Origin of the sequence: Paenibacillus sp. FSL R7-277, from assembly GCF_000517965.1 — a bacterium.
In the GTDB taxonomy this organism is placed as follows: domain Bacteria; phylum Bacillota; class Bacilli; order Paenibacillales; family Paenibacillaceae; genus Paenibacillus_AQ; species Paenibacillus_AQ silagei.
On sequence record NZ_ASPX01000014.1, the window covers coordinates 116,159 to 134,265 of the forward strand.

The window sequence follows — 18,107 nt, forward strand, 5'->3', positions numbered from 1 at the left end:
AGGTCCATCTTCCTCATAAGGCTGTCCTTCCGCTTACTGTAGCTCTTTCCGGTCTGAATTATCGTTTCCGCCATCCTGAATTTCGATCCGTTTGCCCTGCGGCTTCTGCCGCTTCGGCACCTCCAGGCTCAGCACCCCGTCTCTCAGGGAAGCGCGGATGCCCGCATCGTCAATATCCTGGACATAGAACCGGCGTACATATTCACCATACCGCCGTTCGCGGCGCACCATCTGATGGTCCTTGTTCTCCTCATTGCTCTCTTCTGTGCGAACCGCCTTGATCGTCAAGTAAGGGCTGGAATAATCAATGTCGATTTCTTCTTTGCGGAAGCCCGGAAGCTCGGCCTCGATCAGATATGCCCCTTCACTCTCACGGATGTCGGTCCGGAAAGACAGCGCGTTACTTGTCAGCGGTGCGAAAAAATCATCATTAAACACTTCGTTCAGCGACTTCGCCAACACACCAAAAGCATCATCTCTGCGTTTACCAAAAGGAACCAAATCAAACATCTTTCATTCTCCTTTCATTTGACTTTTGATTTTTTGAATTCGGTCTTGCTAAGACTTTGACTTTGTCTGACCTATGGCTTTATTATAGCCTGCACCCCCGGAGAAAACAAAACCGGTATAAGCCGAAAAACCGGGAAAATCCGGCGTTTCGGCTCTTTTTTTATAATAAATTTTAACATTATTAAGTATTTGACCTTATTTGACCTTCCTGCTCTACTTCAAATAACGCTCCCGGTATTCACTCTCCAGCATGCCCATCATTATCACATCATGATACTCATGGTTATAGAACAGCGTCTGACGCCGCACCCCCTCCTGCACGAACCCGATGGACTCATATACATGCGCAGCACGGGCATTATAACTGTAGACCTCCAGCTCAATCCTGTGCAGATTCAGAATGCCGAAGCCATAATCCAGCATCAACAGCAGCGCTTCACGCCCATATCCTTGTCCCTGATGCCGCTCGTCCCCGATGGCGATCCGCAGATTGGCATTCCGGTTATCCCCATCGATGTCCTGAATAGCGATGTCGCCGATAACCTCATCATTCTCCTTCAGCGCGATGAGCAGTAGCACCGTGCTGTCATCTCCGGATTTACGCGCGATATAATTCTCAATCTGCTCTTTGGTGATATGCTTCTTCGTTCCTGTAAGCCTGCGGACTTCCGTGCCGTAGAACATATGATAATACATTTCTGCATCTTCCCCGTTGAGCGGGCGCAGATATACCTTTTCCCCTGTTACAAGTTCTGAATGCCTGTTCATTCCCGTCATCTCCCACCTGTTGTTATAGCTCTTATGGTAATGCAGTACTGCATACTATAAAATATACAAAAACGTCTAATTTCAAAGGACAGATTGAAGGTGAAGGATGCTGCTTGTCCCTGATCTGAATGAACACAGCGAGGTCCCGTACTACATACAGCTCTATAATTATCTGGCAAAAGCAATCCTGGGCGGCACCCTCCAGAGCGGGACGCGCCTGCCCTCTATCCGCCGCCTGGCGGCGTTATGCGGAATCAGCGCCACTCCGGTGGAGCTTGCATACCAGCAGCTTCTGGCAGAGGGCTTCATCGCCAGCAAGCCGCGCAGCGGCTACTATATTCTGCCCGTTCACCGGGAAGGCAGCCCTGCTGCCGCCGGGGAACGGCCCAGTCCGGCACCCCGCCCGATCACGCCCCGTGATTCACGGCACTACGCGTATGATTTCCATATGTCGCGCAATGATTTCTCCCTGTTCCCGCACAAAATATGGCGCAGCCTCTACCAGGAGCAGCTCGCGAATCCAGACCTGCTCCAGTACGGCGATCCCCAGGGGGAGCCGGCCCTCCGCGAGAGCATCGCCGCCCATCTGCGGCAATTCCGCGGGCTGCGCTGCACGGAGAAGCAGATTGTAGTCGGCGGCGACCAGTATACGCTGTGTTCTTTGCTGTGTCTGCTGCTGAAAGGACGGGTGAGCGGGCTGGGTATCGAAGATCCGGGGTACCACCTGCTGCCTGCGGCATTCCGGCGCAGCGGATATAGCATTCTGCCCATTCCGCTGGAGGAGGATGGATTGCAGATAGACAAGCTGTACAGCAGCGGGGCAGATGCTGTGTACATCTCGCCGTCCCACCAGTTTCCCCGGGGGATGACCATGCCAATCACCAAACGCCTCGCATTGCTGGAGTGGGCCCGGTCCACAGGCGGATATATCATCGAGGACGATTATGACGGGGAATTCCGCTATCACGGGCGGCCGATCCCCGCGCTGCAAGGGCTTGCTGAGGGCAGTCCGGTGATCTATATGTGCAGCTTCGCCCAGTCGGTAACCCCTGCGTTGTGTATTCACTATATGGTGCTGCCGGAGGAGCTGCTGCCAGACTATCACAGCCTGAGAAGCGAGCTGTACCTGGAGCATTCGGCCTCACGGCTTCATCAGATTGCGCTGCATTATTTCATGGAGCGGGGTCATTTCGAGAAGCACCTGCGCCGGATGCGCCTGCTCTACCAGCGTAAGCATGACCTGCTGCTGCGTTCGGTCAGGCAGCATTTCGGCGATGCCGCAGTGCTCAGCGGAACGGATGCCGGATTTCATCTGCTGCTGACCTTTAAGCCGCCCTCAGAAGTTGGCAACAGAGTTAGCAATAGCACCAGCGCCAGGGAGCTCGCTGCAGTAGCGGAAGCCGAGGGCATTCGCGTTACCCCCATGTCCTATACCTGGTGGGCCAAGCCGGACTACGATGAACCGGAATTCATCCTGGGCTTCGGCGGGATCGCTGAGGAGCTGATCGATGAGGGCATCCGCAGATTGGCGGGGATATGGCTGGGCTAGTACAGCATCGGTTTAAGAGCGCCTCACTCCCGCGCAGTCATTCGGATGCTGTAGGCGCTGGAACGGCAGTAACTGTATTTTGTACAATGGAATGATGTCAAAATAGCTTCCAAATAAGTTCTATTGTATTCGGTACAATTGAATGTTGAACAAAGGACATCTTTCGCCCAAAATGCAATATTCCAATGTACGAAATACAATAGAATAACATTTCACGTTCAGATATAAGTTTTCTATTGCAGGAAATACAATCAGCTGCTTATATTTCCAGAGTTGAGGCCAGTGGCAGGTGCAGGATCTGCCTAATATCTTCTCAATGTTCATGCCCTGGCTTTTGAATCAACTATACTTCTCCAGCATATCCGCAAGCGTCCGCTTCACCTCAGCCACCAGCTCCGGGGGCTCCAGCACCGTTGCCTCGCTGCACAGGCTAATCACAAACCGCGCGAAGAAGCCCAGATCGCTTCCCGGAATCTCTCCCTCCAGCCAGCCTGTGCCGTCTGCACGGATATGCAGCAGCTGCGGGGACCATACCTCCCCTTCGCAGGCCTGGACCCCTTCATTCCCCAGCTCCACGTACAGCCGGATAAGGCTTTGTTCGGCCTGCTCCTGCGGCGGGCTGCCGTAATGCTCCGTATTGTCCAAGTGGATATGACGCAGATCAAGCGCGGCCGGTCCCGCTTCATCATACCCGGCAGACTGAATCCGGTCGCAGCGGAAAGTACGGATGCCGCCCCGCAGGAAGCAATACGCCGGACAATACCACAGGCCGTTACTGGCATAGATGCCGACGGGCTGAATCCACCTTTGCTGCCGCCGGCCCTTCGATTGGTAATCGATCAGCAGCACTTTTTGCCCGGTAGCCGCGTCCAGCAGTTGGGGAAGATAAGGGAATTCCGCCTGCCGCGACGGGGTCAGGAAATCAATTCTGTTCTTCATCTCATCAATCCGGTCACGGACATCGCCAGACATGTAATTATAGAATTTGTACAAGGCGGATAAGGATTCTTCCTTGAAGGGAAGATATTTATAATGGCGCAGGGCATGGCTGGCAAAAAATATCGCCACCGCCTCTTCCTCCGTGAACGCAATCGGCGGCAGGATTCTCTCGCTCAGCACCTGATACCCTCCATGCGGCCCCACTTCGGAATAGAGCGGTACGCCCAGCTCCCCCAGCTCCTGCAAATCCCTGAGGATTGTGCGTGAAGAAACTTGGAATTCGTCAGCCAGCTCCCTGACGGTGAATTTACGCTTGCGGTTGACGGTCATCATGAGGTCCAGCAGCCTTTTGGATTTCGACACAGGGTTCACTCCATTTATTATTTTAACTATGACAAGAGCTGTCACTATTATAGTCTACACTATAACCATAGCCGGTTAGTACAGGCAAATATACCTTCCAAGGAGCGAACAAGACATGAAACTGCAAATGAACCCTTATATTCTGGTGGACGGATCTGCTGGGGAGGCGATAGCCTTTTATCAGGAAGCGCTTGGTGCTGTGGTGCTGTTCAAGCAAACGATGGGCGAAGGCCCGCAGAACCCGGACGCCCCGATGACGGAGCAGGAGAAGGCGCAGATTGCCCATGCGGTGCTGCTGGCGGGAGAGACGAAGTTTTTTGTGGCGGATTATGAGCCGGGTATGCCGCGCAGCCGGGGCAACAACATCAACATCTGTCTCACGGTGGAGACCGAGGCGGAAGCACAGCAGCTATTTAACTCACTGAAGGCAGGCGGAACTGTCGATATCGAGCTGGCCCCAGCCTACTACAGTCCCGCTTACGGCATGGTGACCGATAAGTTCGGCGTATGTTTCCAGATTTTTATGGATAATAGGAAGTAGGAATGGGGTAGAGAGTGGGAGGGCGAGCGCCCCACGGCTGCAAATGTGTTCGGTTTTCCGCTTACATTTGGTCCATGTGCCGTCCCAACTCGAATTGTATTCGATTTTCCGCATACATTCGGCCTTTGACCAGTGGAACCAAGCACCTACTCTTGCTCCTCCCGGCGATCCTTCAGCTACGTTCGGCACCACTTCACTCTACAATGTCATCCAAAAAGCCCTGTCTCCCGAAACAACCGGCGAGACAGGGCTTTGTTCTAATATAACGCCCGCCACAAGTAAAAGGTGGCGTAGGCTTCCCAGCCTTGCCACGGCCGGGCCAGCTCCAGCAGCTCCGCCGGTGTCGGCTTGCGGTCCATGGCGGTGAGGAACTTGATTACATTTTGCAGGCCGACATCGCCTACAGGGAACGAGGACGCATCGCGCAGGCAGCGCATACGGACATATTGCGAGGTCCACGGGCCGATCCCGCGGATCTGCAACAGCCGCTGCTCGGCGGCAGCCGGGGACGGTAGCGCCAGCAGCTCCTCCCGGCTTAGCTCCCCGCTTGTGATCAGCGAGGCTACGGTGAGCACTGTCTGTGCTTTGCTGCGGGTTAGCTGCAAGGCGCATAATTCCTCTACCTGCACCCCTGTGAACACCTCAGGGCCAGGGAAACGGTAGTAGGCCTGCCCTTCCCATTCCAGCGCTTCGCCGTATTCTGCGGTCAGGCGCTGCTTCAGCCTGTAGGCAAAAGCCAGATTCACCTGCTGGCCCAGAATCGCCCAGCATAACGCCTCGAACAGATCCGGGATGCCGATGATCCGCAGCCCCCGGTGCTCGCTGGCCAGCGGCCCGAGCAGCGGGTCCGCTGCCGCCAGCCTGTAGAACGGGGCAAGATCACGATCCAGATCAAACCACTCCACAATGTAGCGGGCCAACACCTCCTGCTCCAATGTACCGGGAATCGCCCCATGCAGCCGGGTTACACTCAGCTTGTGATTCTCGGACACACTGAGCCGCACCAGCAGCGGGCCACCCTCTATCCTGAACATCCGGCGGACGCCTGCTTCATCCGTGCGGAACAGGCATTCCAGCGGCGAGCGGTTCATGTACTCCAGACAGGCCCCCAGGTCGAAGTCTTCCGGCAGCGGCAGCTCAAAAAGCAAATCGTTCATGACCAGCCGCCTTTACATTGAGAATTCCCTCCAGCTGGAGCAGCACCTGCTTCATCTGGAGTCCGCCCCGGAAGCCGGTTAAGGTGCCGTTCGCGCCGATAACCCGGTGGCAAGGCACAATGACAGGCACCGGATTCTGCCCGTTGGCCGCACCGACAGCACGAACCGCCAGCGGTCTGCCAATCCGCTCAGCCAATTGCTTGTAGCTGGCCGTCTCCCCATGCGGGATGGTAAGCAGCCCCCGCCACACCTCCTGCTGAAACGGGGTGCCCCACAGATCCAGCTCCACATTGCTGAAATCCACCGGCTCTCCGGCAAAATACCGCTCCAGCAGCGTGATCACCCCAAGCTGCTCAAATCTCCCGGCATCCTCCATGAGCTCATGGGCAGGCGCGTACATTTTTAACCAGGAGGCGGGTAATTGCCCTTCGTCCTGCGGAAAGGATACGCGGATCAGGCCTTTATCGCTAGCCCACAGGGTCCACTCCCCGTTCCCGAGGTTCAGGGTATGATGATAAATCGTGATCGTATTTGTACTCCGGCTGTTATTCCGGCTTGGGCTTGGGTTCATGTTGGTTTCCTCCTTCGTTATGCTTGCTGCGGTACTCTGTAGGGGACAGCCCCGTCTTCTTCACGAACCAGGCGGCAAAATGAGAGGGCGTACGGAACCCCACAGCCCGGCCGATTTCACCCATCTCCGCCGCTGTCTCCGTCAGCAGCCTGCGGGCTTCTTCCGTGCGCAGCGCATCCAATCTGGCAGCAGGTGACTGGCCGGTTACCCGCTTATAGGTGCGCTGCAGGTGGAACGGGCTGACCTTCAGCTCTTCAGCCATCGACTTCAGAGTCAGCTTGCTGCCGAACCTTCCGTCCATTATGGCATCCGCCTGCGCCGCTAGTACCGCATCAGGCCGGAGGGTGCCGCCTTCCTCGGGACGGCATCTTTTGCAGGGACGGAAGCCTGCCGAAACAGCCTCCTGCAAGGAGCCATAGAATACAACATTTGCTGCCTTCGGCGTTCTCGCCCGGCAGGACGGACGGCAGACAATATGGGTCGTCAGCACCGCCGTATAGTAGATCCCGTCATAGGTCGGCTCGCGCCGCACCACCGTTTCATAGATACGCTCGAACAATTGCGGGTCCATCCCCATCACCTCTTACCGCCAGTATAAACGATTCGTTTTGACATATGCAGCCTATTGCAATAGGAGAGCAAGATTACGACAGTGAAGCAGAGGGTTTTTCTCGCCAAGCAGAAGTGGAAAACCAGTAGCTATTTTAATGCTAGTATTGACTACTTGGATTATAATTAGGGCTTCTAAGTGGTGTATCCAACTACAATCTTTATTCGGAGGACTAAGAACCCAATGAAACTATCAGACATCCGCTGCGAACGCCTGCGCGAGAAGGATTCTCTCACCGCCACAAAACTATTAAGCCTGGACGCGGACACCGGTCATGACCTCCTGCAGGTGCTGGAAGAGGAGCCGGAAGTGTTTATTGCCGCTTATGTGCAAGAGACGCTTATTGCATTAGTCCAACTGGAAGCGTCTGCACCCCAGTCTCATTTAAATGTATTCGTCGCCCCGCAGTATCGCCGGCAAGGCATTGGCAGGGCATTGATGCAGATGGCAGAAGCTCAATTACAGGCAGGCGGAACCCGTAAGATCAGTACTGCTGTCCGGTCCGGGGTATCCTCTTCTCTTGCGTTTGCCCGCAGCCTTGGCTATGCCCCGTACTATTCACTTATTTATATGGAACGAACCGGCGGTTCTTTCCCTCAGGAAACGGTCTCTGCAAGGTTGTATAGAGATGAGGACTTTGTGGCTGCCCATTCGCTGTATGCTACTGCTTTTCATGAAATGCGGATGCGCGTTGGCTGCTTCCCCGATTCTGTGCCTGCAGAGCCTAATGAAGGTAGACGAACAGCCTGGGCAGCGGATGCACAGGACAGGTTGGTCTATGAGCTTGACGGGGAAATTGCGGCTTACAGCCACATCCACGGGAATGAAATCAGCAGTGTTAGTGTACGTTCTGACCTTCAGGGACGCGGGATCGGACGAACCTTCGTGAAGTACTTGTGCAATGAGATCCACCGGCGCGGCTATACAAGCGTTACCCTATCCTGCGTCGTTGGGAATGAAGCCATACATTTGTATAACAGCCTTGGTTTTCAGGAAACGCATCGAATGGAGTATATGATAAAAAATCCGGACAACTCAGAGCATTCCCGGTCAGGCCCCGCCCTGCCCGCTTCTCTACAATGAATTATGAAAGGAAGGTGAGGGAATGGAGACGATACGGCTGCTTCAGCAGGCGATTGATTACGTAGAGCAAAATCTGCATAACGCCATTGGCGTCGAGGATATTGCCGGAGCGGCGATGACCTCGAAGTACCATTTTCAGCGGATGTTCCATGCCTTGACAGGGTTCACTGTTACCGAATATGTACGTAACCGGAGGCTTACACTGGCGGCGGAAGAACTGGCAGGGACGGACGGCAAGGTGATCGACATTGCGCTGAAGTACGGGTACGAGACGCCTGAGGCCTTCGCCCGAGCGTTTCAGCGGGTGCATGGGGTGACCCCCAATATGGCGAAGAAAAAGAACGTGAAGCTCAAATCGTTCCCCCGCATCTCCTTTCAAATTCAGATCAAAGGGGAAAGCGAAATGAATTACAGGATGGTTGAAGAGAAGGGCTACCGCGTCATGGGTAAGGAGGTTATTATCCACCAGGATGCTTATAGTGAAATCCCTGCATTCGTTGAGAAAATCTGGAACGATGGTACGCATGACCTTATTAACGAATGTGCCGGAAGGCCTTCCGGTTCGCTGCTGTTCGGTTATTACTATGACTTCCGTGAGGATGGGACGAAACGCTATCTGATGGGAACCGAGCTGCCGGAAGGTCAGCAGGTACCAGAAGAGCTGGTTAACCTGACTATACCCGGCCAGACGTATGCTGTATTCGATTGCCTGGATAAAGTGCCAAATGACCCGGAGCTGGGGTCAGACATTAAGAATGTCTGGCGGCGGATCTATACGGAATGGTTCCCGTCGTCAGGCTTTGAACAAGTAGAAGGTCCGTGCATCGAGAAATACTTTTGGACGAATGATGAGCACGATGAATGTATTTGCGAGGTATGGATTCCTGTGGCGAAGAAATAAAATACAACATTCCCTATAAGCCCTCTACCAGCCATAAAGGCATCTGGAGGGCTTTTTTCCGGGCCAGGGTAACGATTGTTAACCTCTCAGTTCTCACGTTATAATCAATATATACAAATTACTGGAAGGGATTGATTGGTTTATGTCTTCATTAAAAAGGTGGCTTCCTGCCTGTTGCATTATGCTGTTCATGCTTATGCTTCCCAACGTTATTCTGGCAGCCCCTGCTTCCAGCCCGGCCCGGCCAACCACAAGACCTATACAGGTTAACATCAATGGTGCTTTTATCTCTGCTGATAGCAGTCCTTTTATACAGTCTGGCCGAACGATGATTCCCATCCGCACGCTTGCTTCCCTAGGGCTCCACTATTCTTGGGACGCTACCCGCCATACGGTCACGATCACGAATTCCTCTAATGACCACTTTGAAATGACTCAGGGACAGTCTATGGCTTACAAGAATGGCGAGCCTGTACAGATGGACAGTGAAGCCAATAATTACAACGGACGAATCATGGTTCCCGCAAAGTTTGTCAGTGAGGCATTTGGATACAGTGTGTACTATGAAAAGTTAAGGGAGATCATCTTCATTCATTCCAAGAATTTCACTCCTGATGCCCAGGCCATCCATTCAGCAGATCTTAAGCAGGCCCGCCTGGCGGCCATTTCGTTGCCGGTGCGCTACGCTTTTAAACCCGGTACAAGTGTACAAAGTGATCAATCCCATTACTACTCGTATGCCTTTGCCTCAAAGGACGCCACCCGTTATGCCTACAGCAATGGAGAAATAACCACTGTAGTTGAGATTACAGGCACAACGGCCACAGCCATATGGCAGGCTTCGGAGGCAGATATCCCCGGTTATCCTGCTACTACATTCGGCGGTGTGCAGCCAGCGTATATTTCCGATCTGTTCCAGGATTCTTTTAGCTACAACAAAGGTGTATATAGTGGTTATCACACGCTTAGCGACGGTACTGTAACAACCTTTAAGTTCCCCGGCCTCTCTTATACTGATCTGATCCGGGCCATCCCGGAGTAAGAAACCTATATGCCGAAGTTAGCGCCCGGGAAAAGGGTGTACCGGTCCAGATATTTCGCAGTGTCCGGTACCCTTTTCACGGACTTGATTTTCCCCTGCCCAAAAATAAAATTCCACCGCTCCACCTTCACCTTGTACTCATCTTCTGCAGTCACTCTCTGGACAATCCGCACGGTTAAGGTGCTGTCTGTACTTGCGACAGGCTTCATATCAATAATGGTTTCCATATTATACGTTCCCGCCGGGAAGCTTTCGTTATAGAGGTCCGTCTTGAAATCAGGCGTAACTACATCGAGCACTCCCTGATGATTGCGTTCGTCATACGCCATAATCCATCTGTATGCCAGGTTCCGGTTCGCCACATAAGCCACGCTGCTGCGCTCCATTCCGAAATTCGGATCAGAATCCACATACACGGTTTTACTTGTGTTATCCCACTGAATACTGGCGTCAAGCCCTTCTGAAACGGCCCGTATCGGGATATATACTGTACCATTAATAATCTTAGGCTGCGTCTGAGTTTTCACTTGATTACCATTTACGATTATTTTGGGAGCGACTGTAGCGGCAAAGGCTCCTGCACTAAACACTAGGGTCAAGGCTAATCCTGATATGCCTATTTTCAAAAGTTTGTTCATTCTTGATCTCTCCCTGGATGATAGATTTCTATCTTAGACGCTACTCGAACATATTTGTTTCTATAAAATCAATTTTTTGTAAGCATTCACCCGAATGCTATCCTAACAAAAAAAGTCCCCGGAGCAGCCCTAACGCTGGCCCGAGGTTCTAAGTAACATAGAATTCAATTGCTCTAATATGTGTTAATTACGTTGTTATCTGATGTTTAACCCGCTGCCTTCTGAGCCTTAGCATCTATAGGTCCCTCTGCGGCCGGGGGGTTCTTTTTCTTCATGTAGTCGGAATAGTAAGCTGTGATGACCGGGACGAGAATGGATGTAACGATCACGGATGCGGCTACCAGCGCTGTAGCGGACTGGGCGGCCGGCAGGAATTCGGGCTTCATGTTCGCTACCAGCATAGGGTTGGCGACCGCAGCACCTGCGGTACTGGAAGCGGCCAGTCCGGCAGTTCCGTTGCCGCGGCCAATGAACTTGTCAGCCAGAATCAGCGGGATACCGGTAATAATGATAACGACAATACCAAGCAGAATACCGAGCAGGCCAGTGTCAACGATTACGCCAAGGTCGATCGAGCTGCCCAGAGCGAAGCCGAAGAAGGGAATGAGCGTCTGAGTAGCTCGGCCGAAGTAGGCGCGCAGATCATGATCCAGGTTCCCCAGGATGAACCCGACGAGGAACGGCAGGACAGCGCCAACGAAGAGATGCGGTTCAAATACAGCCACACCGGTGCTGCCCAGAATGAGCATGGTTACGAGCGGCCCGGATTCGAGTGACATCAGCACGAAGGCACCGGATTCTTCCTTGGTCCCATACTGCTGCATAATGGAGGCGTACAGCCCGCCGTTGGTCATATCCATAGCGGAGATGATGGCGAGGACCGACAGTCCGGCGAAGAAGCCGGTTTGCACCCCGCCCTCGGGCAGGAACTGGATAGCGATCATAGCTACGACCCAAGCTACGGCGATCTTGGTCAATACCAGCGTACCGGATTTGCGCAGTACGGTTCCGGTAGCTCTGACATCGATCGCGGCTCCCATACAGAAGAACCACACGGCCAGAATCGGCACGGTGCCGGTCATCAGGCCTTTGGTGAACCCTCCGAAATATTCGCCCGCATCAGGAAAAGCAGTGTGAATGATCGCTCCCAGAAACAGTGGAATGAGCATCATTCCGCCGGGAATCCGATCCAGTGTCTTTTTGATTTTCATATGATTACCCTACCCTTTCTTACTCGTGATGAGTGTGTATGTTCTACTTGCGGCTTAGTCCAAGCTCGGGAATCATCGCGGCGAACAGATCATCGCTCTCCTTGAGCTGCTTCGCAAAAGCTTTGCCGTCCTTCACCAGCAGCCCCAGCCCGTTCGAATTCATATATTCGCGGAATTCCCTGTCTTCGGTCCCTTTGATAAATGCCCCGGCCAATACCTCCGCAATCGCATCCGGCGTATCCTTCGGTACAGCCAGTCCTCTCCATGTTCCTGTGAAGTTCACATGAATTCCGGTCTGCTCTTCCAGGGTCGGCACATCCGGCAGCGCCTCTGAGCGCTTGTCGGCATTGACTGCCAATATCCGCAGCTTCCCTTCATCCACATACTTCTTCACCTCGGCGGGACTGACTGGTACCGCATCCACGAATCCGTCCATTAAGGCGGAGACGGCCGGCCCTGCACCTTCAAAGGGAATATGCGCGAACTTCACACCGGTCTCCCGTTCCAAGGTTACGGCGGCCAAGTGCCAAATGCTCCCCGTTCCTGCGTTTCCCATTTTGAGTTCCTCTGGATGCGCTTTCGCAAAGTCGAGAAATTCATTGACGTCCTGCCATGGCGCGTCCTGTCTTACGGTGATGGCGGAAGGATCAAAATTCGTCTGAGCGATCGGTTTGAATCTCTCATAGGTAATCGGCAATAATCCCAGATGCGGAAGAATGGTCAGCTCGGCCGGCAAAAAAGTCACGGTATAGCCGTCTCCCTTGGCATTCGCGCCTTCCATCAGTCCTACGGAGCCACCGCCCCCGGTGCGGTTAACCACAATTACCGGCTGGCCCAGCACCTTCTCTGTCGCGGTGGCGAGCGCCCGCGCGGTGGCGTCCGTTCCTCCTCCTGCGGCGTAGGGCACAAGCAGTGTGATTGGCCGTACGGGATAATCTGTGCCGGCAGTCTCCTGGCCCGGGCCGCCTCCCCCGGGAATCCCGATTCTAAGCATCAACAGGACCAGAGCTGCTACTGCCGCTGTCCAGAGTCCTATTTGAGTCGATCGTTTCAAATCCATCCCTCTTCTCTAATATAGAAGTAATCGGGCAGCCTGCAGATGCTTGATGCCTAGCCTTGCGCCCGTGCCCTCACCCCCGTTTTATTTGAGTATCAGCAGCCTGCCATGGAGGATGTGAAAGTTTTCTCAAATAGAACTTTACCGCAACCGGGGTTATGCCTTCAATCGCATAATCTTATTCCGAATCCTCAGAAACGCCGGAATGGCGCGGTTTTGGCCGATCTGCATACTCCTTGGAAGATTTGCTGCTCTCCCTGAACTTGCCGGGTGTGGTCGATTTAATCTTGCGGAAGACCCGGATGAAGCTGTTCTCATTCTGATAACCCACCTGCTGGGCAATCTCGGCAATTCTCAGACTGCTGTCCTGCAGCAGCTCGCAGGCTCTATTGATTCTCAAGTTGGTCAGATAGTCATAGACGGTAGTTCCGGTCTCTTCCTTGAAGATGGTGCTCACCGAGGATACCCCCATGTTCACATGGGAGGCGATATCAGACAGCCCGATATTGAATTGCAGATTCTCCTTCATATACTCTATAAGATTCTGAACCAGCAGGAACTCCTTCGATTGCCGGTGCGCCCCGAAGGCGTCCGATAGCTGAACCGCTATGCTGCACAGCATCTGCTCAATCTCATTAAGCTCCATCGTTGTCACCTGATGCCAGGTGTAGTCAGCCAGCTCCGCAGGCACCGGGTATCCCCCGGCAGCCGCCATATGCAGAATCTCCTCCAGCAGGTCACTTAGCGAGCGGAATACTTTTTGCGGCTGAATTCCCCGCTTGCGGGTCTCGGCAATCCCTCTGCGGATCCAATCCTGTGCAGCGGCGGCATCGGATGCTCTCAGGGCGTTCAGCATTTCCTGCTTCCATAGCTCATCTGCCGCCCCGCTGCTCTCTTCATATTTGTTCTCTGCGCGGGAATAGACCCGTACATGGGAATACCCTTCATATAACCGGTAGGAGAGCGCAGTCTGCGCCTCTAAGTAGGACTGGGCGATATGGGTAATTGAGCCTGCTTGTTCACCGATGCCAACGGACACCGGAATCTTCAGCACATCGAGCATGGCAGCCGCCAGCCGCCGGGCATCTGCATACAGCTCCCGCTCCTCTCCGCCTGCCGCCTGTAACAGGATGACGAGACTGTCCTGCTGCGGCGCAGCGACCACGGTCCGCCAGGAAGCTTCGCAGATTTCATAGGCCATGTTAATCATCGCGTATTTGAGCAGCATTTGATCCTCTTCCTTAAAGCCCGCAGACCACTCGGTATGCCGGTCTATGGATAAGACCAGCAGCTCGAACGGACCTTCCTTCCAGCCGGTAAAGTAGTGCTCAAACCGGGTCTGTGTCTCCTGTGTGCCGATACTCCGCGTGATCAGGTCCTGCAGGAATTTGGAGCGCAGCTCCGGGAGACTCCAGTCCGCCACCAGCGATTTACTGCGGAAATCACCGACCAGCTTGCCGATGACCGGCTCCAGATCGTACAGTCCGCCCTGCCCGGCTGCCTTCTGCTCAGGAAGCAGCAGCTTGTTAATCCGTTTGAGCGGCCGGAAGGCCGCAAAATTGTAATAATACATGGCAGCGAGACCTACGGCGATGGAGATCAGTGACAGCATCAGCATCATATTCCGCGCAATCTTCACATTTTTGAGCAGCTGCTCCATGGGTACGAGCGAGAGCAGGCGCCAGCCGGTCACATTGGAGAAGGTCTGATTCGCCATGTAGGCCTGGCCTCCGATGGTGACATGGGCAAAGGGACTGACATCGATGTCCTCCAGCACCTTTCCCAGCTCCGCGTGCGGGAACGGAAGATTCAGCTTGGGGTAGATCAGCTCTCCTTCCAGGTTATAGACGAGCTGGTAGCTGGAGAGATGGGTGTACATTTTGGAGAACAGCGTATCGTAATCCAGATCAATCAGCACGGCACCGGCCACTTCGCCGTTCACCACCACCGGCCGGGCAAGCGATAACAGCTCAGTATCACCGGGGCGGGAACCGGGGCCGGTAAACAGCCTTCTTTTGATCAAAAGCGGCTTCTCCTTCATTCCCCCGATCCAGGACTCCCACTCATGCTCAGGCGCCTCCCCCCAGGACGGAACATAGCCGTAGCGGCTGGAGAGCACAGACCGGTCCTTGAATTTGACCACGCTGATCGCGTGTACATCCGGCTCTGTCGCCAGCGCCTTAAGGTATTCCTGCGCCGTTGCGGCTCTGCCCCGGTTATCCGCCTCAGACGCATTGATATAGCTCAGTACAGCGGGATGGAAGGACAGATCCACTGCCTTGTTGTCGGATTCCCGGAAGGCCCGGTTCGTAACATCTACATTAATCTGCAGCAGTTCAATATTCGGTGTATTCAGCTCGGTGTCCAGTGCATTACGGTACTCTCTATAGGAGAATAGACCAATCATAGTAATCAGAAGGGATACCCCGGCTGTCAGCATCAGGATTAGACGGTTCTGTTTGTTGTGCAGCAGATATTTCATTTTAAATCGCAGCATTGCTTAAGCTTCATCCTTCCAGCGGTTGCTCATAGGTTTAGATTTCAGATTAGCATGTTCCCCTAATTTTTCAATATGGGGCATATCATACCTGCCAGGATTTCAGACTTTTCCGGGATACGCTATACAATAATGATATAATGGAACGATGGATTCACCCAATCTGCTACAGGAGAACGATAGCGATGCAGTCAAACTATATCATGGATGCTGCCGGGTGGGATAAGCTCATCTCGGAGGTTGCCCATTCTTTCGATGATCTGACCCTGAAACGGGGATTTCAATATTATAAGCAGCAGCGCGTGCAGGCCTTCAGAATGGTCACGCCGTACAGAATCATGGCGCTGGTCGAAGGGCGGGAGGATTATGCGGTCTCCATTGACCTGGACGATCTGCAGGAGAGCCATTGCGATTGCCCCGTATCCGGGATGTGCAAGCATATAGCGGCTGTGCTGATGCAATACGCCGAGGAACAGGAGCGGCCTGTGCATTCCATCGCGAACGCCAAGGCGCTGATTGACCAGCCCAAGCTTCATTCTGCTCCGGCATCCGCTGTTCCGGGACGGCGCGGGGAACAACTGAAGAAGCTGGCCGCCCTGATTCCTGAGGCTACGGTGCAGCAGTGGCGAGAATACATGGCGCTGCTGGTGGAGCCGCTTGCCCATACGGTGCGCAACCCGCAGTATGCCGACCGGGCGCTCGCCGCCATCACCGGGGGCCAGCCCAAGCTGCCTCCCGCTGCCGCCATGCTGTTCAAGCTCCATGCTCATCTCTGTGTGCTGGAGAGCCTGATCCGGCCTGGCGGCCAGCCGCTCTCGGCCAACCTCTCCTCCCTTGGTTATTCTGTGGGCTACTATACTTCTATTGCGATTTCCGAGCTGCAAAAGCATATTACAGACCTGATGCAGCGGGGGCTGCCGCTGGCAGAGGCCCCTGAGGAGTGGCCGAGAGTCTACGATACGATTGCCTATCTGCGGAGCGAGATGCTGACGGAGGCCCGCGACCGCGCCAGAGAACAGCCTTATTTCTCTGCTTGTTACAGCCTGCTGTGGATCAACTGGATTACCCCGAATCTAAGCGGACCGGAGCTGTACACCAAAGAGCTGAAGGAGCTGCAACAAGCTGGAGAAGGGCTAAGCGCCGCTGCTCCCCGCCACGCCCTGCTGCTGGCCGAGAGCCGGATGTACGCTCTGCTTCATGAGGATGCTGCGGCTATAGAGAAGCTGCACACAGCGTCCGAACGGCCCGGGCTGCACCCGGAGGAGCTGATGAGCTTCCTGCCTCCGCTGGCCGAAGCCGGCCAGTGGAGACGCCTGGCCCTGTGGCTGGCCGCGCTCGGCCCGCTGCTGAACAGCCGAATGTACAATCTGCTGGATTATGCGGGCTACTGGGATGAGGCGGTGCGCCGCCTGCCCGAAGCGGAGCCGCAGATGTGGGATACGCTGTCCGGTATGCTGCCGCTGTCCCTCGAGATCTATGAAGCCCAGCTGCTTGCCTACGGCAAATGGCAGGAATGGATGGATATGCAGATCTCCTCCGGCCATCAGCCTTCCGACTTCCGGGTGAGCGACCTGCAGCCAATTGAGAAGAATGCGCCGGAGCTGCTCCTGCCGTTCTATCATCAGGCGGTGGAGCGCTTCGTGCTGGAGAAGAACCGGCACAGCTACAAAGCGGCCGTGAAGCTGCTGAAGCGGCTCGCCAAGCTGTATAAAAAACTGAAACGCGAAGCACGCTGGGAAGTGTTCCTGGACGGCTTCACAGATAGACACAGCCGCCTGCGCGCCCTACAGGAGGAGCTGCGGAAAGGAAAACTGATCCCATGAATATGAAGATGCGCAATATTACTGTCCAGCTCGCCCTTACCCAGTATGGCGATGCGCTGATCTACGGTGTGGATGACCGGGATGATTATATGCCCGGTGTCCAGCTCAAGCAGAAGCTGTTCGCCTGGCATGAGGAATCCTTCTACGGTACGGAGCTCAGCACCTCAAAGGCCGATGAGGTCGAGCTGGTGGTGCTGCCTGCCGAGCAGGTCCTGCCGTTCTTTGCGGACCTGCGGCTTCTCCGGCATGTCGGCTGGAGCTGGCAGGGCGATGCCCAGCTGCTGACCCGGCTAGCCCCGCTGCTGGCCGGAATGCTGGAGGCCCGTCAGTATGCCCCGAGCTTCGCAGCCTACCGTGAAGGCCAGCTCCGCTGGGCCTGGACGGAGCAAGTGCTGGCGGAAGCCGCCGAGGCAGACTGGGACGATGCGGCCGCGCTGCATCGTCTTCAGGAGCGCAGCGGGTTCGCCGAAGGGCTGCAGGCCGCCTTCTCGGCGGCGGTCTTCCAGCGGCACTACAGCACCGAGGCGCAGGCCGGTGATCTGCGCAGTGAATTCCCGCTGCTGTTCAGCGCAGGCGGGAGAAGCGCAGCCGGTATGGACGAGGACAGCTGGCTGATGTCCATCGGCTGGAAGGCAGACACCGCGCCGTTCCGGCCGGTGCTGCAGCTGCTTGAGCCTGACGATGAGCTGCCGCACTGGCGGCTCCAGCTGCTCCTCCAGGACAAGCGCGACGAGTCCGCGCTTGTGCCGCTGCGGCTCACCGGGGACGGCGAGCCGCATGGAACTTGGCCCGCAGCGTGGACAGCGCATGTCCACGAGCGCGCGGGAGGGGGGCTGTCACGGCTGCG

16 protein-coding genes and 1 pseudogene are annotated in these 18,107 nt (G+C 54.9%); 7 read left to right on the top strand and 10 right to left on the bottom strand.

Features of this window, described 5'->3' with window-relative positions:
* Positions 1 to 33: 33 nt before the first annotated feature.
* Positions 34 to 510, bottom strand: coding sequence for an Hsp20/alpha crystallin family protein (locus tag C173_RS07365; RefSeq protein ID WP_036723650.1), 477 nt, complete (start codon positions 508 to 510; stop codon positions 34 to 36).
* Between the two features lie 213 nt (positions 511 to 723).
* On the bottom strand, positions 724 to 1,278 hold the full coding sequence (locus C173_RS07370; RefSeq protein WP_036723653.1) for a GNAT family N-acetyltransferase: 555 nt from the start codon (positions 1,276 to 1,278) through the stop codon (positions 724 to 726).
* 106 nt (positions 1,279 to 1,384) lie between these two features.
* Here C173_RS07370 and pdxR point away from each other — a divergent pair, with 106 nt between their 5' ends.
* Positions 1,385 to 2,827: a MocR-like pyridoxine biosynthesis transcription factor PdxR gene (gene pdxR, locus C173_RS07375; protein ID WP_036723656.1), complete on the top strand. Its 1,443-nt coding sequence runs from the start codon at positions 1,385 to 1,387 to the stop codon at positions 2,825 to 2,827.
* A 339-nt stretch (positions 2,828 to 3,166) separates the two neighbouring features.
* On the opposite strand, the gene C173_RS07380 is transcribed toward pdxR, so the two are convergent.
* A complete protein-coding gene (locus C173_RS07380) occupies positions 3,167 to 4,129 on the bottom strand; it encodes a helix-turn-helix transcriptional regulator (protein ID WP_036723660.1) in 963 nt (320 codons plus the stop codon).
* Positions 4,130 to 4,244: 115 nt separating this feature from the next.
* Here C173_RS07380 and C173_RS07385 point away from each other — a divergent pair, with 115 nt between their 5' ends.
* Positions 4,245 to 4,670 (top strand): VOC family protein, encoded by a 426-nt coding sequence (locus tag C173_RS07385; protein ID WP_036723662.1) that lies wholly within the window; start codon positions 4,245 to 4,247, stop codon positions 4,668 to 4,670.
* A gap of 257 nt (positions 4,671 to 4,927) precedes the next feature.
* Here the strand turns inward: C173_RS07385 and C173_RS07390 are convergent, their stop codons facing one another.
* The 3 genes from C173_RS07390 to C173_RS07400 are packed head-to-tail and all read right to left on the bottom strand — an operon-like array spanning position 4,928 to position 6,969.
* Positions 4,928 to 5,827, bottom strand: coding sequence for a DNA-3-methyladenine glycosylase family protein (locus C173_RS07390; RefSeq protein WP_036723663.1), 900 nt, complete (start codon positions 5,825 to 5,827; stop codon positions 4,928 to 4,930).
* Positions 5,808 to 6,398 (bottom strand): methylated-DNA--[protein]-cysteine S-methyltransferase, encoded by a 591-nt coding sequence (locus C173_RS35480; RefSeq protein ID WP_081751064.1) that lies wholly within the window; start codon positions 6,396 to 6,398, stop codon positions 5,808 to 5,810. The genes C173_RS07390 and C173_RS35480 overlap by 20 nt, the downstream gene beginning before the upstream one ends.
* The gene (locus tag C173_RS07400) at positions 6,373 to 6,969 is read right to left on the bottom strand and encodes a bifunctional transcriptional activator/DNA repair enzyme AdaA (RefSeq protein WP_036723665.1); all 597 of its coding nucleotides are present in this window, start codon (positions 6,967 to 6,969) and stop codon (positions 6,373 to 6,375) included. The genes C173_RS35480 and C173_RS07400 overlap by 26 nt, the downstream gene beginning before the upstream one ends.
* Positions 6,970 to 7,191: 222 nt before the next feature.
* Here C173_RS07400 and C173_RS07405 point away from each other — a divergent pair, with 222 nt between their 5' ends.
* The 3 genes from C173_RS07405 (at position 7,192) to C173_RS07415 (ending at position 10,034) form a co-directional block, all read left to right on the top strand.
* Entirely contained in the window at positions 7,192 to 8,091 is a 900-nt protein-coding gene (locus C173_RS07405) for a GNAT family N-acetyltransferase (RefSeq protein ID WP_051477887.1), read from the top strand.
* 22 nt (positions 8,092 to 8,113) lie between these two features.
* A complete protein-coding gene (locus C173_RS07410) occupies positions 8,114 to 8,992 on the top strand; it encodes an AraC family transcriptional regulator (protein WP_081751065.1) in 879 nt (292 codons plus the stop codon).
* Between the two features lie 181 nt (positions 8,993 to 9,173).
* Positions 9,174 to 10,034, top strand: coding sequence for a copper amine oxidase N-terminal domain-containing protein (locus tag C173_RS07415; protein WP_051477888.1), 861 nt, complete (start codon positions 9,174 to 9,176; stop codon positions 10,032 to 10,034).
* A gap of 5 nt (positions 10,035 to 10,039) precedes the next feature.
* Here C173_RS07415 and C173_RS07420 read toward each other — a convergent pair whose 3' ends face one another.
* From C173_RS07420 to C173_RS07435, 4 genes are all read right to left on the bottom strand, one after another.
* Entirely contained in the window at positions 10,040 to 10,672 is a 633-nt protein-coding gene (locus C173_RS07420; protein ID WP_036723668.1) for a copper amine oxidase N-terminal domain-containing protein, read from the bottom strand.
* Between the two features lie 206 nt (positions 10,673 to 10,878).
* Positions 10,879 to 11,883, bottom strand: coding sequence for a 2-keto-3-deoxygluconate transporter (kdgT, locus tag C173_RS07425; protein ID WP_036723670.1), 1,005 nt, complete (start codon positions 11,881 to 11,883; stop codon positions 10,879 to 10,881).
* 43 nt (positions 11,884 to 11,926) lie between these two features.
* The gene (locus C173_RS07430) at positions 11,927 to 12,877 is read right to left on the bottom strand and encodes a tripartite tricarboxylate transporter substrate binding protein (protein ID WP_051477892.1); all 951 of its coding nucleotides are present in this window, start codon (positions 12,875 to 12,877) and stop codon (positions 11,927 to 11,929) included.
* Positions 12,878 to 13,118: 241 nt separating this feature from the next.
* On the bottom strand, positions 13,119 to 15,437 hold the full coding sequence (locus tag C173_RS07435; RefSeq protein WP_036723674.1) for a helix-turn-helix domain-containing protein: 2,319 nt from the start codon (positions 15,435 to 15,437) through the stop codon (positions 13,119 to 13,121).
* A gap of 185 nt (positions 15,438 to 15,622) precedes the next feature.
* Here C173_RS07435 and C173_RS07440 point away from each other — a divergent pair, with 185 nt between their 5' ends.
* The gene (locus C173_RS07440; RefSeq protein ID WP_036723677.1) at positions 15,623 to 17,260 is read left to right on the top strand and encodes an SWIM zinc finger family protein; all 1,638 of its coding nucleotides are present in this window, start codon (positions 15,623 to 15,625) and stop codon (positions 17,258 to 17,260) included.
* Positions 17,257 to 18,107: pseudogene (locus C173_RS07445) on the top strand (ATP-dependent helicase); the annotation flags it as partial. The gene C173_RS07440 and the pseudogene C173_RS07445, both read left to right, overlap by 4 nt.

Coding starts and splice junctions, on each gene's coding strand:
- C173_RS07365 (WP_036723650.1), bottom strand. CDS start 510: ATGTTTGATTTGGTTCCTTTTGGTAAACGCAGAGATGATGCTTTTGGT.
- C173_RS07370 (WP_036723653.1), bottom strand. CDS start 1,278: ATGAACAGGCATTCAGAACTTGTAACAGGGGAAAAGGTATATCTGCGC.
- pdxR (WP_036723656.1), top strand. CDS start 1,385: ATGCTGCTTGTCCCTGATCTGAATGAACACAGCGAGGTCCCGTACTAC.
- C173_RS07385 (WP_036723662.1), top strand. CDS start 4,245: ATGAAACTGCAAATGAACCCTTATATTCTGGTGGACGGATCTGCTGGG.
- C173_RS07390 (WP_036723663.1), bottom strand. CDS start 5,827: ATGAACGATTTGCTTTTTGAGCTGCCGCTGCCGGAAGACTTCGACCTG.
- C173_RS35480 (WP_081751064.1), bottom strand. CDS start 6,398: ATGAACCCAAGCCCAAGCCGGAATAACAGCCGGAGTACAAATACGATC.
- C173_RS07400 (WP_036723665.1), bottom strand. CDS start 6,969: ATGGACCCGCAATTGTTCGAGCGTATCTATGAAACGGTGGTGCGGCGC.
- C173_RS07405 (WP_051477887.1), top strand. CDS start 7,192: ATGAAACTATCAGACATCCGCTGCGAACGCCTGCGCGAGAAGGATTCT.
- C173_RS07410 (WP_081751065.1), top strand. CDS start 8,114: ATGGAGACGATACGGCTGCTTCAGCAGGCGATTGATTACGTAGAGCAA.
- C173_RS07415 (WP_051477888.1), top strand. CDS start 9,174: ATGCTGTTCATGCTTATGCTTCCCAACGTTATTCTGGCAGCCCCTGCT.
- C173_RS07420 (WP_036723668.1), bottom strand. CDS start 10,672: ATGAACAAACTTTTGAAAATAGGCATATCAGGATTAGCCTTGACCCTA.
- kdgT (WP_036723670.1), bottom strand. CDS start 11,883: ATGAAAATCAAAAAGACACTGGATCGGATTCCCGGCGGAATGATGCTC.
- C173_RS07430 (WP_051477892.1), bottom strand. CDS start 12,877: ATGCTTAGAATCGGGATTCCCGGGGGAGGCGGCCCGGGCCAGGAGACT.
- C173_RS07435 (WP_036723674.1), bottom strand. CDS start 15,437: ATGCTGCGATTTAAAATGAAATATCTGCTGCACAACAAACAGAACCGT.
- C173_RS07440 (WP_036723677.1), top strand. CDS start 15,623: ATGCAGTCAAACTATATCATGGATGCTGCCGGGTGGGATAAGCTCATC.